The 14164-nt window shown below is 69.9% G+C and carries 9 protein-coding genes and 2 rRNA genes (1 of these 11 only partly in view); 6 read left to right on the top strand and 5 right to left on the bottom strand.

Features of this window, described 5'->3' with window-relative positions; genetic code table 11:
• Together IAG43_RS12045 and rrf are read left to right on the top strand one after the other, a co-directional pair.
• Nucleotides 1-2256 (top strand): 23S ribosomal RNA (locus IAG43_RS12045); it begins 870 nt to the left of the window's first position.
• Nucleotides 2257-2335: 79 nt separating this feature from the next.
• A 5S ribosomal RNA gene (rrf, locus tag IAG43_RS12040) occupies nt 2336-2452 on the top strand.
• A gap of 184 nt (nt 2453-2636) precedes the next feature.
• On the opposite strand, the gene IAG43_RS12035 is transcribed toward rrf, so the two are convergent.
• Genes IAG43_RS12035 through IAG43_RS12015 form a run of 5 tightly spaced genes read right to left on the bottom strand, consistent with a single transcriptional unit; the run spans nt 2637 to nt 8045 of the window.
• A complete protein-coding gene (locus IAG43_RS12035; RefSeq protein WP_187740748.1) occupies nt 2637-3947 on the bottom strand; it encodes a DUF58 domain-containing protein in 1311 nt (436 codons plus the stop codon).
• Nucleotides 3948-3954: 7 nt separating this feature from the next.
• Nucleotides 3955-4938, bottom strand: a complete 984-nt coding sequence (locus IAG43_RS12030; RefSeq protein WP_187740747.1) for an AAA family ATPase — start codon at nt 4936-4938, stop codon at nt 3955-3957.
• Nucleotides 4935-6143, bottom strand: coding sequence for a DUF4350 domain-containing protein (locus IAG43_RS12025; protein WP_187740746.1), 1209 nt, complete (start codon nt 6141-6143; stop codon nt 4935-4937). Before IAG43_RS12025 ends, IAG43_RS12030 begins: the two co-directional genes overlap by 4 nt.
• Nucleotides 6140-6826 (bottom strand): DUF4129 domain-containing protein, encoded by a 687-nt coding sequence (locus IAG43_RS12020; RefSeq protein ID WP_187740745.1) that lies wholly within the window; start codon nt 6824-6826, stop codon nt 6140-6142. Before IAG43_RS12020 ends, IAG43_RS12025 begins: the two co-directional genes overlap by 4 nt.
• A gap of 4 nt (nt 6827-6830) precedes the next feature.
• Entirely contained in the window at nt 6831-8045 is a 1215-nt protein-coding gene (locus tag IAG43_RS12015) for a DUF7847 domain-containing protein (protein ID WP_187740744.1), read from the bottom strand.
• Between the two features lie 182 nt (nt 8046-8227).
• Here IAG43_RS12015 and mtnA point away from each other — a divergent pair, with 182 nt between their 5' ends.
• From mtnA to IAG43_RS11995, 4 genes are all read left to right on the top strand, one after another.
• Complete coding sequence (gene mtnA / locus IAG43_RS12010; RefSeq protein ID WP_187740743.1) at nt 8228-9370, top strand: S-methyl-5-thioribose-1-phosphate isomerase; 1143 nt, start codon at nt 8228-8230, stop codon at nt 9368-9370.
• A 222-nt stretch (nt 9371-9592) separates the two neighbouring features.
• Nucleotides 9593-10282 (top strand): two-component system response regulator MtrA, encoded by a 690-nt coding sequence (gene mtrA / locus IAG43_RS12005; RefSeq protein WP_187740742.1) that lies wholly within the window; start codon nt 9593-9595, stop codon nt 10280-10282.
• Between the two features lies 1 nt (nt 10283).
• The gene (gene mtrB / locus IAG43_RS12000) at nt 10284-12272 is read left to right on the top strand and encodes an MtrAB system histidine kinase MtrB (RefSeq protein ID WP_187740741.1); all 1989 of its coding nucleotides are present in this window, start codon (nt 10284-10286) and stop codon (nt 12270-12272) included.
• A gap of 22 nt (nt 12273-12294) precedes the next feature.
• Nucleotides 12295-14109 carry an LpqB family beta-propeller domain-containing protein gene (locus tag IAG43_RS11995; RefSeq protein ID WP_187740740.1) on the top strand — a complete coding sequence of 605 codons (1815 nt, stop codon included), beginning with the start codon at nt 12295-12297 and terminating at the stop codon, nt 14107-14109.
• The last annotated feature ends 55 nt before the right edge of the window (nt 14110-14164 follow it).

Below are 14164 nucleotides of genomic sequence, written 5' to 3'. Positions count from 1 at the left end.
CTGTGGTTAGGGGTGAAAGGCCAATCAAACTCCGTGATAGCTGGTTCTCCCCGAAATGCATTTAGGTGCAGCGTCGTGTGTTTCTTGCCGGAGGTAGAGCACTGGATAGGCGATGGGCCCTACCGGGTTACTGACCTTAGCCAAACTCCGAATGCCGGTAAGTGAGAGCGCGGCAGTGAGACTGTGGGGGATAAGCTCCATGGTCGAGAGGGAAACAGCCCAGAGCATCGACTAAGGCCCCTAAGCGTACGCTAAGTGGGAAAGGATGTGGAGTCGCAGAGACAACCAGGAGGTTGGCTTAGAAGCAGCCACCCTTGAAAGAGTGCGTAATAGCTCACTGGTCAAGTGATTCCGCGCCGACAATGTAGCGGGGCTCAAGCGTACCGCCGAAGTCGTGTCATTGCAGCGTATAGCCCCAACGGGTGCTGTGATGGGTAGGGGAGCGTCGTGTGCCGGGTGAAGCAGCCGCGGAAGCGAGTTGTGGACGGTTCACGAGTGAGAATGCAGGCATGAGTAGCGATACACACGTGAGAAACGTGTGCGCCGATTGACTAAGGGTTCCTGGGTCAAGCTGATCTGCCCAGGGTAAGTCGGGACCTAAGGCGAGGCCGACAGGCGTAGTCGATGGACAACCGGTTGATATTCCGGTACCCGCTTTGAAACGCCCAATATCGAGCCCATTAATGCTAAGGCCGTGAAGCCGCCGGCTGAGTCTTCGGACGAGGTCGGAGTGGTGGAGCCGCTGACCCAAGGTGGTAGTAGGTAAGCGATGGGGTGACGCAGGAAGGTAGTCCAGCCCGGGCGGTGGTTGTCCCGGGGTAAGGGTGTAGGCCGTGTGATAGGCAAATCCGTCACACATTAAGGCTGAGACCTGATGCCGAGCCGATTGTGGTGAAGTGGATGATCCTATGCTGTCGAGAAAAGCCTCTAGCGAGTTTCATGGCGGCCCGTACCCTAAACCGACTCAGGTGGTCAGGTAGAGAATACCGAGGCGTTCGGGTGAACTATGGTTAAGGAACTCGGCAAAATGCCCCCGTAACTTCGGGAGAAGGGGGGCCATTCCTGGTGATGAGTTTTGCACTCTGAGCTGGGGGTGGCCGCAGAGACCAGCGAGAAGCGACTGTTTACTAAAAACACAGGTCCGTGCGAAGCCGTAAGGCGATGTATACGGACTGACGCCTGCCCGGTGCTGGAACGTTAAGGGGACCGGTTAGCTTGGATTCGTCCGGGCGAAGCTGAGAACTTAAGCGCCAGTAAACGGCGGTGGTAACTATAACCATCCTAAGGTAGCGAAATTCCTTGTCGGGTAAGTTCCGACCTGCACGAATGGCGTAACGACTTCTCGACTGTCTCAACCATAGGCCCGGTGAAATTGCACTACGAGTAAAGATGCTCGTTTCGCGCAGCAGGACGGAAAGACCCCGGGACCTTTACTACAGTTTGATATTGGTGTTCGGTTCGGCTTGTGTAGGATAGGTGGGAGACTTTGAAGCGGCCACGCCAGTGGTTGTGGAGTCGTCGTTGAAATACCACTCTGGTCGTGCTGGATGTCTAACCTGGGTCCGTGATCCGGATCAGGGACAGTGTCTGATGGGTAGTTTAACTGGGGCGGTTGCCTCCCAAAGGGTAACGGAGGCGCCCAAAGGTTCCCTCAGCCTGGTTGGCAATCAGGTGTTGAGTGTAAGTGCACAAGGGAGCTTGACTGTGAGACCGACGGGTCGAGCAGGGACGAAAGTCGGGACTAGTGATCCGGCGGTGGCTTGTGGAAGCGCCGTCGCTCAACGGATAAAAGGTACCCCGGGGATAACAGGCTGATCTTCCCCAAGAGTCCATATCGACGGGATGGTTTGGCACCTCGATGTCGGCTCGTCGCATCCTGGGGCTGGAGTCGGTCCCAAGGGTTGGGCTGTTCGCCCATTAAAGCGGTACGCGAGCTGGGTTTAGAACGTCGTGAGACAGTTCGGTCCCTATCCGCTGTGCGCGTAGGAGTCTTGAGAAGGGCTGTCCCTAGTACGAGAGGACCGGGACGGACGAACCTCTGGTGTGCCAGTTGTCCTGCCAAGGGCATGGCTGGTTGGCTACGTTCGGAAAGGATAACCGCTGAAAGCATCTAAGCGGGAAGCCTGCTTCGAGATGAGGACTCCCACCTCCTTGAGAGGGTAAGGCTCCCAGTAGACGACTGGGTTGATAGGCCGGATATGGAAGCCAGGTAACTGGTGGAGTTGACCGGTACTAATAGGCCGAGGGCTTGTCCTCAGTTGCTCGCGTCCACTGTGTTAGTTCTGAAGTAACGAACTCGCCTTTGCCGGCTGGTAGTTCGACATCTTCATAGTGTTTCGGTGGTCATAGCGTTAGGGAAACGCCCGGTTACATTCCGAACCCGGAAGCTAAGCCTTTCAGCGCCGATGGTACTGCAGGGGGGACCCTGTGGGAGAGTAGGACGCCGCCGAACAATCATTGTGGGGAAGCCCCGGAACCTTGTTCCGGGGCTTTTCTGCGTTCACCGCCGAATCCCGCGCATCCCGGACGGACACATGCCTGACGCGCGGGGCATGAAGGCCGGGCAAGGAGAGGCACGGGACGACCTGCGGTCCGGTCACCTGTCTCGCACGGTGACCGGACAGCGTGTTCGGAGCTCAGAGCCGGCCGGCCGCCTTGAGAGCGAGATAGGCATCCGCCACCGCCGGCGCGAACGTCTCCGGGGTGGCGTCGACGACGGTGACACCGTGCCGCCGAAGCAGCTCCGCGGTCCGCTGCCGCTGGTGGTGCGCCTGCGTCCCCGCGGCGGCCTCGTAGACGCTCTGCGCGCTGCCCCGGGACCTTGTCATCCGCTCGACGTGGGGATCGGCGACCGAGGCGACGACCACGGTGTGGCGCCGGGTGAGCTGGGGAAGCACCGGCAGCAGACCGTCCTCGACGGAAGACGCGTCCAGGCCGGTGAGCAGCACGATCAAGGAACCCCGCGGCGCGCTGCCCAGAGCGGCCGCGCTCAGTCCCCGCGCATCCGTCTCGACCAGTTCGGCCTCGAGCGGAGCCATGGCGCCGACCATCGCAGGGAGCACGTCTCCGGCGGCCCGCGCCTGTACGCGGGCCCGCACGCGCCGGTCGTAGGCCAGCAGACCGACGCGGTCACCCGCACGCGATGCCAGGGCCGCGAGAAGCAGCGCGGCGTCCATGGAGGCGTCGAGGCGCGGTACGTCCCCGACACGGCCCGCCGCGGTGCGGCCGGTGTCCAGGACCAGAAGGATGTGGCGGTCCCGCTCGGGCCGCCAGGTACGGACCGCGACGGCACTCCTGCGGGCGGTCGCTCGCCAGTCGATGGAGCGCGTGTCGTCACCGGGCACGTAGTCCCTGAGGCTGTCGAACTCCGTCCCCTGTCCCCGGACGAGGACGCTCGTCCGCCCGTCGAGTTCACGGAGACGGGCCAGCCGTGACGGAAGGTGCTTGCGGCTCTCGAACGCCGGCAGCACCCGCACCGTCCAGGGAATCCTGTGGCCGCCCTGTCGCGCGGCCAGGCCCAGCGGGCCGTAGGACCGGACCGTGACCTGGGCGGAGTGACGGTCCCCCCGGCGGCTGGGGCGCAGCAGGGTCGTCACGCGGCGCCGCTCCCCGGCAGGGACGCGCACCCGGTGGCGTGACGCCTCCGGGGGCGCCTCCGCAGGCCAGCTGCTCGGCGGCCAGGCGTCCCGGAGATCGGCACGCAATGGACGGGACGAGGGGTTGGTGACCGCGAGATGCACCTGAGCCGCGTCACCGAGTCGAACTGATGTGTCACCGGAACGGGTGAAACGCAGCGTGCGCACTGGCGCGGCGAGTGCGTAGTCGCACAGGATTGCCAGTGAGAGGGGCGCGTTGACAGCGAGCATCCCCGTCCAGCTGGGGGCGAGGATGCCTACGGGGAGTGAGCCGAGGGCGGCGAGCAGCGCAGTCCGTCCAGTGAGGGCCATCAGTGCCTCAGCGGGGGACCGGGACGTGGGCGAGGATCGCGGTGATGACGGAGTCGGGAGTGACTCCTTCCATCTCCGCTTCCGGCCGGAGCTGGATCCGGTGGCGCAGAGTGGGGAGCGCGAGGGCTTTCACATCGTCGGGGATGACGTAGTCACGACCGGTGAGCCAGGCCCAGGCGCGGGCGGTGGAGAGCAGGGCGGTCGCACCGCGCGGCGAGACGCCCAGAGAGAGTGACGGGGACTCACGTGTGGCCCGGCAGACGTCGACGACGTAGCCGGCGATCTCGGCCGACACCGAGGTCTTGGCGACGGCGTTCCTGGCGGCTTCCAGGTCTTCGGGGCCGGCCACGGGACGCACCCCCGCAGCCGTGAGGTCGCGCGGGTCGAATCCGGCGGCGTGGCGGGTCAGGACGCTGATCTCGTCGTCGCGGGTGGGGAGGGGCACCGTCAGCTTGAGGAGGAATCGGTCCAGCTGAGCCTCGGGGAGCGGGTAAGTGCCCTCGTACTCGACGGGGTTCTGCGTCGCCGCCACCAGGAAGGGCTCCGGCAGGCGACGTGCGGTGCCGTCGACGGTGACCTGACGCTCCTCCATCGCTTCGAGGAGCGACGACTGGGTCTTGGGAGGAGTGCGGTTGATCTCGTCGGCGAGAAGGAGGTTGGTGAAGACCGGACCCTGCTGGAAGGAGAACTCCGAGGTGTGGGTGTCGTAGACCAGGGACCCGGTGACATCGCTGGGCATGAGGTCCGGAGTGAACTGGACGCGCTTCGTGTCGAGTTCGAGGGATGCGGCGAGCGCGCGGACCAGGAGGGTCTTGGCGACACCCGGGACGCCTTCCAGCAGGACGTGACCCCGGCAGAGGAGCGCGACGACGAGACCCGTCACTGCGGGGTCCTGGCCGACCACGGCCTTCGCGATCTCGGCTCGCAGGGCTTCGAGAGAGGCCCTGGCACGGTCCGGGTGATCGGCGGTCTCAGGGGTCGGGGCGCTCATGCGGTGCGTACCTCTCTTTCGAGGGCGTCGAGGTGGTCGGCCAGCAGGACGAGGGCGGTGTCGTCGGCCGGCGTGGGGCCGAACAGCAGGTCGTGGACGTCCCGTTCGGGACGGTCCAGTCGGGCGGAGACGGCAGGGAGGAGGACGGCCGGCGTGTGGGCGCCGGACAGGGACACACCCAGCTGTGGGGCGATCCGGGCGCGTGCCGCGGAGCGCAGGGACGATGCGGCCCGGTCGCGGGCGTTCGTCTTGTGGTATAGGCGGGCGCGGCCTTCGGTGGCCTCGGACGCGCGGACGGCGACCGGCAGCCGCTCCGTGACGAGGGGGCCGAGACGCCGAGCGCGCCAGACGGCGGCGAGGACGGCCGCGATGGCGAGCTGCAGCGTCCCCCACAGCCAGCCGGAGGGGATCAGATCGAGGAACGACCGCTCGCCTCCGGACTCCGGACCCGGGGCCTCTCCGTCCGCGCCGGATGCGGCGGGGTCGTCGAGGGACGGCATGTACCAGACCAGTTCGGGCCTGGATCCGAGGAGTTGCAGAGCCAGGGAGGCATTGCCGTGTTCGTCGAGATGTTCGTTGTGCAGCAGATCGGAAGCGCCGAGCAGGACGGTGTCGCCACCGCCGGGGGAGTCCGTCCTGAGCAGCGTGGGGAGGCCGTCGGCGTCGTAGCACTCGTCGGCACCGGGCGCGGCCGTGCGGTAGCGCTCACCACCGAGGAGGGCGTCTCCCGCCCGTACGGCAGGAGGGTAGGCGCACCCCGGGGCACGGGCCGAGACCCGTGCGGCGGTCTCCGCGGTCACCCCGGGCGCCAGGATGCCGAGAGACGGAAGCCCGGGTGCGAGCAGCACGGTGCGGCCACCGGACGAGGCCGTCGCCGCGGCGAGCGTGCGCTGCTGGGAGGTGGTCAGGAGATCCGGATCGGTGACCAGGAGCGTGACGTCCTCGCCGACGGCTGCCGAGGCATCGCCCACCGTGGTGGTGACCCGTACCGACACCCCCTGTGCGGTGAGCAGTTCGGCGACCGCGCGGCTGCCCACGGGGTCGGCGGACCGGGGATCCAGGGCTCCGCGGTGGTCCCCGGACCGCAGAGCGGCCATGGTGATGCCCGCGATGACGAGCAGCAGGACGGCGAGGAGCAGACCCCGGGTGCGTCTCCAGAGCTGGTGGCCGGAGAGGGACAGGGAGGTGGCGGAGGTACCGGTCACGAGGCGCCTCCGGAGGTGTCCGCGAGGAGCGGCTCGGCGGACTCGACGGCCGCGTCGAGACGGCGGATGCGCTCGTACATGTCCTGGTCGCCCGTGCGACCGCCGTACGTGACGTCGTCGAAGGAACGGGCCGCCGCCCGCAGTTCGCCGGCGTGGGAGGGGAGGGAGCGTCCGGCGTCGGCGGCGGCCTCGTCGGCGGTGCGGCCGGGACGCGGTGTCAGCAGCGCACGCTCCTCCAGAGCGCGGACGATGGCACGCATCCGTTCCTGTACGGCCTCATTCCAGCGGCCCGCCGCCGCGTGGCTCTCCGCCCTGCTGCGGTGTTCCGCGGCGCTGCGCGGACCGTCGGAGAAGAGGGAGTCCGCTGTGGAGGCCGAGCGGCGCGGTGTGCCGAGCCGCCACCACAGGCCGCCTATCAGGGCGGCCGCCAGGAGCAGGACCACCATCAGCCCGACGGTGCCGCCCGGCCCGCTGCCCGACCATCCGTCGAAGACGCCCCCGACCCAGTCCAGGAAGTCGTCGAGAGCCCGCTGGAGCAGGTTCGGTTCGTTTTCGCCGTACACCGGGTCGGACAACTCGCGTTCCGCCGCCTCCCGGGCGGGGACACGCGAGATGTCCACCGGTATGTCGTCCCTCGCCGGGAACGACAGGTCCGCCGTCGTCCCGCCCCCCGCGCCGGACACCGCATCAGCCCCCGGTGGAGACCGGGCCGGGCGGCTCGGTGCCGTAGCCGGGGACCCCTGCCGCGCGGGCGAGTTCGAGGTCGAGGGCCTCGCGCCGGATGCGCTGGTCGACGTAGAGCAGCGCCGTCACACCCGCCGAGATCGGGTACGTGATCGAGGAGGCGATCACCGCGCCGATGCCGGTGATGATCAGGAAGGGCCAGCCGATCGGGGACTCGCCGCCGTCGAGGAAGTCGCCGAGAGAGACGCCGTCCACGGCGAAGCCCATGATCGCGAACGGAATCCCGATGACCATGCTCACCAGGAACGAGATGAGCACCGTCAGCGCGGTGATGCCGAAGATGCGCCACCAGGTGCCCTGCACCAGCTTGGCCGAGCGCTTGAGGGACGCGATCACGCCCTGGCGTTCCAGCACCAGCGCCGGCGGGGCGAGCGCGAAGCGGATCATCAGCCAGACGATGACCACGATCGCGCCGAGCCCCCCGAGGACGGAGAGGAGCACACCGGCACCTCCGATGAGCAGGCCGGGCAGGATGCCGACGGTCATGATCGCCGCGCTGCCGAGGGGCAGCAGGAAGGTCAGGCCCAGCAGGTGGGGCAGCCGCGGCCGGGCCTCACGCCAGGCTTCGGGCAGTGTCACGGAGCGCCCCAGGACGGAACGGCTGATCACGACCGTGAGGACGGCCGTCGTGAGCAGGGTGCCGATCAGCGTGATGAGCAGCGCCGGGCCCATGGCGATCATGCTGTTCTGCAGGGAGGCCAGCGACTGTTCGAGGGCTTCCTCGGGAGTCGCGTCGGGATCGACGACGGGCGGCTCGGGAAGGAGGTAGCGCTCGACGAGGATGCTGGCGATCTGGGTGATGACCGAGACGGTGATCGTCACCGCCAGGACCGTGCGCCAGTGGGTCCGCAGCGTGGCCACGGCTCCGTCGAGGATCTCGCCGACACCGAGCGGGCGCAGCGGGATCACACCCGGCTTCGCGGCGGCAGGAGGGCGTCCCCACGCACCCGGCGGCGGGCCCCCGTTCCAGCCCGGAGCGGGCCGGCCCGGCGTGTGGCCCGGTCCGGTCGGCGCGGACCACTGTCCCGGCGGCGGCTGCTCCTTGGACCACTTGGCGGAGGGACCGTCGGCGGGCTCGGCAGGGCGCGGTACGCCCGGGGTCTGTCCGTCGGGGGAGGGAGCCGATCCGGGCGAGGCCCAGCCCGGAGAGTCGTTCACGGTCGTCCACCTCATGCAGGGGTCACGGGGCCGGAGTGGGGGACCGGCACCTTCACGGTGTGCGTCCGCCTGGCAGGGCGGCCGGTTGGCTGCCATCGTGCCACGCGCGCGCTGTCTGCGGGCGGGGGCCCGTATCCGGTTCGTGCCTTCACTGCCGGACCACCGGCGGGCAGACTGGGCGGATGGCTGATCAGCAGGTACACGACGCCCTCGATTCGGTGCCACCGCAGCCCCCGGTGCTGCGCTGGGCGGAGCCGCCCGAAGGGCCGGTGCTCGTGCTTCTGGATCAGAGGCGACTGCCGGCGCACGAGACAGAACTCGTGTGCACCGACGTCCCGGCGCTGGTGCACGCCATCCAGACGCTCGCCGTCCGCGGTGCGCCTCTGCTCGGGATCGCGGGCGCCTACGGCATCGCGCTCGCCGCCGCCCGGGGCTACGACGTCGTGGAGGCCGCCGGCCTGCTGGAGGTCGCCCGGCCCACCGCAGTGAACCTGCGGTACGGAGTGCGGCTGGCCGCCGATGCGCACGGCCGGGCGCTCGCGGGCGGCGGGACGCGGGAGCAGGCTGCGGCCGAGGCGCTGGAGGCCGCCCGGGCACTGCACCGGGCCGACGCCGACGCCAGCCGGCGCATGGCCGGTCACGGGCTGGCGCTCCTCGGCGAGCTTCTGCCCGGCGGCGGACACCGGATCCTCACCCACTGCAACAGCGGTGCGCTGGTCTCGGGCGGCGAAGGGACGGCGTTCGCGGTGGCGCTGGCCGCGCACCGGGCCGGTGAACTGCGGCACCTGTGGGTCGACGAGACCAGGCCGCTGCTGCAGGGAGCACGGCTGACGGCCTGGGAGGCGGCGCGCAACGGCATGGCGTACAGCCTGCTGGCGGACAACGCCGCGGGGTCGCTGTTCGCCGCGGGCGAGGTCGACGCGGTGGTGATCGGCGCCGACCGGATCGCGGCGGACGGTTCGGTGGCCAACAAGGTCGGCAGCTACCCCCTCGCGGTGATGGCCCGGTACCACCACGTGCCGTTCATCGTGGTGGCGCCCACCACGACGCTGGACCCCACCACGGCGGACGGAGCGTCGATCGAGGTCGAGCAGAGGCCCGGCCGGGAGGTCACCGACGTGCCGGCACCCCGGAGCGCGGATGCCGGCAGCGGCGGCGGTGTGCCGATGGCGCCGCTGGGGACCCGTGCCTACAACCCGGCGTTCGACGTCACCCCGCCCGAGCTCGTGACGGCCGTCGTCACCGAGGTCGGGGTGATCTCACCGGTCACCGGTGACGGCATCGCGCGGCTGTGCGCCGGGGCCCGGGACGGGATCGTGGACTGACGGCCCACGGCGCCGGCACGGGTGCCGTGCTTCCTGCCACGGCACCCGGGGCGCCGGCGGAGGCGCCGGGCGGACGCGGACGACGACGCTGCGGAGTCGTCCGCTTCCCGTGAGCGCCCGGGGGAGCCTGGGGCGACCACGCACGGGAACGGCCCGGTGCGACTATCGTCACCGGCCAGTGAGCTACCTCACCAGCACGTCGGACACTGTTACGAGAATGGGATGATGTCGATTATGAAGGGACGAGTCCTTGTCGTCGACGACGACACCGCACTGGCCGAGATGCTCGGGATTGTGCTGCGTGGTGAGGGTTTCGAGCCGTCGTTCGTGGCGGACGGCGACAAGGCGCTGGCCGCCTTCCGGGAGGCCAAGCCCGATCTTGTGCTGCTCGATCTGATGCTGCCCGGCAGGGACGGCATCGAGGTGTGCCGCCTGATCAGGGCCGAGTCGGGCGTGCCGATCGTGATGCTCACGGCCAAAAGCGACACCGTCGACGTGGTCGTCGGGCTCGAGTCCGGGGCCGACGACTACATCGTCAAGCCGTTCAAGCCCAAGGAGCTGGTCGCCCGTATCCGGGCGCGGCTGCGGAGGTCGGAGGAGCCGGCGCCCGAGCAGCTGACCATCGGCGACCTGGTGATCGACGTCGCCGGCCATTCCGTCAAGCGCGACGGCCAGTCGATAGCGCTCACGCCGCTGGAGTTCGACCTGCTGGTCGCCCTCGCCCGCAAGCCCTGGCAGGTCTTCACCCGCGAGGTGCTGCTGGAGCAGGTCTGGGGCTACCGCCACGCCGCCGACACGCGGCTGGTGAACGTGCACGTCCAGCGCCTTCGCTCGAAGGTCGAGAAGGACCCCGAGCGACCGGAGATCGTCGTGACCGTACGGGGCGTCGGTTACAAGGCGGGGCCGAGCTGACATGTCCGGTGGCAGCAATGCTCCGAAGCCCGGGAGTCCGGGAGTCCGTACGGGGCGGGCTGCCGGACAGGGCCGGGGGCCCGCACGCTTCGGCCGCCTCCTCCAGGACGGCGCCCCCGGCGCGCCGATACCCCGGCTCGTCATGCGCTGGCTGCGGCGTCCGCTCCTGCCGACCCTGCGGCTGTGGCGTCGGAACATCCAGCTCCGGGTGGTCGCCAGCACGCTGCTGATGTCACTCGGTGTGGTGCTGCTGCTCGGTTTCGTGGTGATCGGGCAGGTGCGCAACGGCCTGCTCGACGCGAAGAGCCAAGCCGCGCAGAGTCAGGCCGCCGGCGGGTTCGCCGTCGCCAGGGAGCTGGCCAACGCACCGGTGGGGCCCGCCGGCCAGGACGGATCGGCGGCGGGTGCCAGGAACGCCAACTCGTGGCGCTCCGACCTCGTGGCCCAGCTGGCGAGCGGCGGCCAGGGCTCGTACAACGTCGTCGCCCTCAGCGCCGACTCCGAGCGGGACGGTGCCGGCCGCGCGCCGCGTACCTCCGGCCTGGTGGACCCGGCGTCCATCCCGCAGGTCCTCCGCGACGACGTGGGCCAGGGGACCGGGACGTACGAGACGTTCATGAGCATCCGCTACTGGAACAACGCCTCCGACCCCGAGCCCGGACTGGTGCTGGGCACCCGGCTCAACGACATCGAGGGCAAGCCCTACGAGCTGTACTACCTGTTCCCGCTCTCCCAGGAGGAGCAGTCGCTGACCCTGGTCCGCGGCACGCTCGCCACGGCGGGGCTGTTCGTCGTGGTGCTGCTCGGCGCCATCGCCTGGCTGGTGGTGCGCCAGGTCGTCACCCCGGTGCGGATGGCCGCGGGCATCGCCGAACGCCTTGCCGCGGGCAAGCTCCAGGAGCGGATGAAGGTCACCGGCGAGGACGACATCGCCCGGCTCGGCGAGGCGTTCAACAAGATGGCGCAGAACCTCCAGCTCAAGATCCAGCAGTTGGAGGAGCTGTCGAGGATGCAGCGGCGGTTCGTCTCCGACGTGTCCCACGAGCTGCGGACGCCGCTGACCACCGTGCGCATGGCGGCCGACGTGATCCACGAGGCCCGCAGCGACTTCGACCCGGTGACCGCCCGGTCCGCGGAACTGCTGGGCGACCAGCTCGACCGTTTCGAGTCCCTGCTCGCCGACCTGCTGGAGATCAGCAGGTTCGACGCGGGCGCCGCCGCCCTGGAGGCCGAGCCGATAGACCTGCGCAACGTGGTGCGCCGGGTGATCGGCGGCGCCGAGCCGCTGGCGGAGCGCAAGGGCTCCCGGATCCGTGTCGTCGGCGACGAGCAGCCGGTGGTGGCCGAGGCCGATGCCCGCCGGGTGGAGCGCATCCTGCGGAACCTCGTCGTCAACGCCGTGGAGCACGGCGACGGCAAGGACGTCGTGGTGCGCATGGCCGTCGCGGGCGGGGCCGTGGCCATCGCCGTGCGGGACTACGGAGTGGGCCTCAAGCCGGGCGAGGCGACCCGGGTGTTCAGCCGCTTCTGGCGGGCCGATCCGGCACGGGCCAGGACCACCGGCGGCACCGGACTGGGCCTGTCCATCGCGGTCGAGGACGCCCGGCTGCACGGCGGCTGGCTCCAGGCGTGGGGCGAGCCGGGCGGCGGCTCCCAGTTCCGGCTGACGCTCCCGCGCACGGCTGACGAGCCGCTGAGGGGTTCGCCGATACCGCTGGAGCCCGAGGACTCCCGGCAGAACACGGAGCGTGCCCGGGCGTCGGGTGATCCCGCCGCGAACGGGCACCGGCTGACGTCCGTCCCCGTGCAGCCGGCGCCCGAGTACTCCCGGCTGCCCGTGCAGCAGCGCGGCAGCGCGCCCGTCGGGGTCGATCCCGCGGCGCTGCCCGGCAACGGCTCCCGGGTGGTGCCCCGGTCGGCGGGGGAGCGGGCGGACGCGCCCGTGGAACAGATCTCATCGAAGCGGGAGGGCACGGATCGTGGGCGCTGAGCGTCGTGGGGGCCGAGCGCGGGTGCTGCGCCTCACGGCGCTCCTCGGGTGCGGCGGTGTGCTGCTGGCGGGCTGTGCGTCGATGCCCGACAGCGGCGACGTGCATCCGGTGAAGGCGTCGCAGCGCGGCGACTCCCAGGTGCGGGTCTACGCCGTGCAGCCGCGCAAGGGCGCGACGCCGGACGAGATCGTCACCGGGTTCCTGGAGGCGATGACCAGCGACGACTCCAACTTCGCCACGGCCCGCTCGTACCTCACGGACGAGGCGTCCAAGCGGTGGAAGCCGGAGGCGAGCACCACGGTGCTGACGGCAGCTCCGGACCCGGGGGCGCCGATACTCAGCGGCCGGGACAATCCGGGCCGCAGCTACCCCCTGTACGGACGCCAGATAGCGACCGTCGACTCCCAGCGCGCCTACCAGCCGGTGACGCCTGTGGAGTACCGGCGGACCATCCACCTGTCCGAGCAGAACGGCCCCGACGGCAAGCAGTGGCGGATCGACAGCCTGCCGCCCGGGCTGCTGCTGGGCGCGTCGGACTTCGAGCGCAACTACGTGTCCGTCAACAAGTACTACTTCGCCTCGGGGCGCAGCGTCGTGGTCGCCGACCCGGTCTACATCCGCCAGCGGCAGGACCCGGTCACCCGCCAGGATCCGGTGACCCAGGCGGTGTCGGCGCTGCTCGCGGGGCCGACGGACTGGCTGGCGCCCGTGGTCGAGTCCCGCTTCCCGGCCGGGACGGCCCTCAGGAAGGGCACCCGCTCGCTGGAGTTCGACGAGCGCAACGGGCTCAAGGTCCCGCTGAACGAGAAGGCGTCCTCGGTGGGCCGCCCGCAGTGCACCAAGATGGCGGCCCAGATCCTGTTCACGCTCAAGGACCTGTCGTCGGCGCGGGTCGACCAGGTGGAACTGCTGCGCGCGAACGGCTCGCAGCTGTGCGTGCTCGGCAGCGGCCAGGCGGAGGAGTACGCACCCGATCACGGCTCGGGCCGGCTCGACAGCCAGTACTTCGTCGACGAGGAGGACCGGCTCGCGCTGCTCGCCAGCGGGTCCAAGGACGCCGCCGAACCGCACAACGTGCCCGGACCCTTCGGCGACGGCCGGCTGCGGATGAGCCGGGTCGCCGTCGCCCGCGACGAGCAGACGGCGGCCGCCGTCTCCATGGACGCCGGCAAGCTGTACGTGGCGTCCATCCTCACCGGCTCCGAGCTCAGGACCCCCGTCGTCACCAGCTCGGGCGGGCAGGCGGAGAACCGTCTCTCCTCGCCGAGCTGGGACGGCAGGGGCGACCTGTGGGTGGCCGACCGCAACCCGTCGGACCCCGGGCTGATGCGGGTGCCGGGCGGCACGGGCACCCCGCAGGACGTGCGGATCGTGCCCGGGGTCGACGGCGCGCGGATCGAGGCGGTGAAGGTGTCTGCGGACGGTGTGCGCATCGCGCTGCTGCTCACCAAGGACGGCACGACCACGCTGAAGATCGGGCGGGTGGAGCGGCACGGCCCCGAGGACGACCCGGCGGTCACCGTCACCGAGCTGCGCCCGGCGGCGCCGCACCTGGAGACCGTCACGGCGGTGTCCTGGGCGGGCCCCAGCCGGCTCGTCGTGGTCGGCAAGGAGTCCGGCGGGGTGCAGCAGGTCCGCTACATCCAGACGGACGGTTCCACCGCGCCCAACTCGATCCTGCCGGGCCTCAACCAGGTGCGGTCGGTCGCCGCGTCGGACGACGAGAGCAGGCCCCTGGTCGCGTACTCGCAGGAGGACGGGATCGTCCGGCTGCCCGCGGGAGCGAACTGGCAGACCCTGGTCAAGAGCGGCACCTCGCCGGTCTATCCGGGCTGAGCCGGGCCCGGCGGGGGCCGCGGAGCCCGGCCGTCAAGGTTGTCCACAGGGGTGG

This window comes from Streptomyces genisteinicus, from assembly GCF_014489615.1.
In the GTDB taxonomy this organism is placed as follows: domain Bacteria; phylum Actinomycetota; class Actinomycetes; order Streptomycetales; family Streptomycetaceae; genus Streptomyces; species Streptomyces genisteinicus.
The sequence above is the reverse complement of the archived record's forward strand: the minus strand, read 5'-3'. Positions and strand labels throughout refer to the sequence as shown.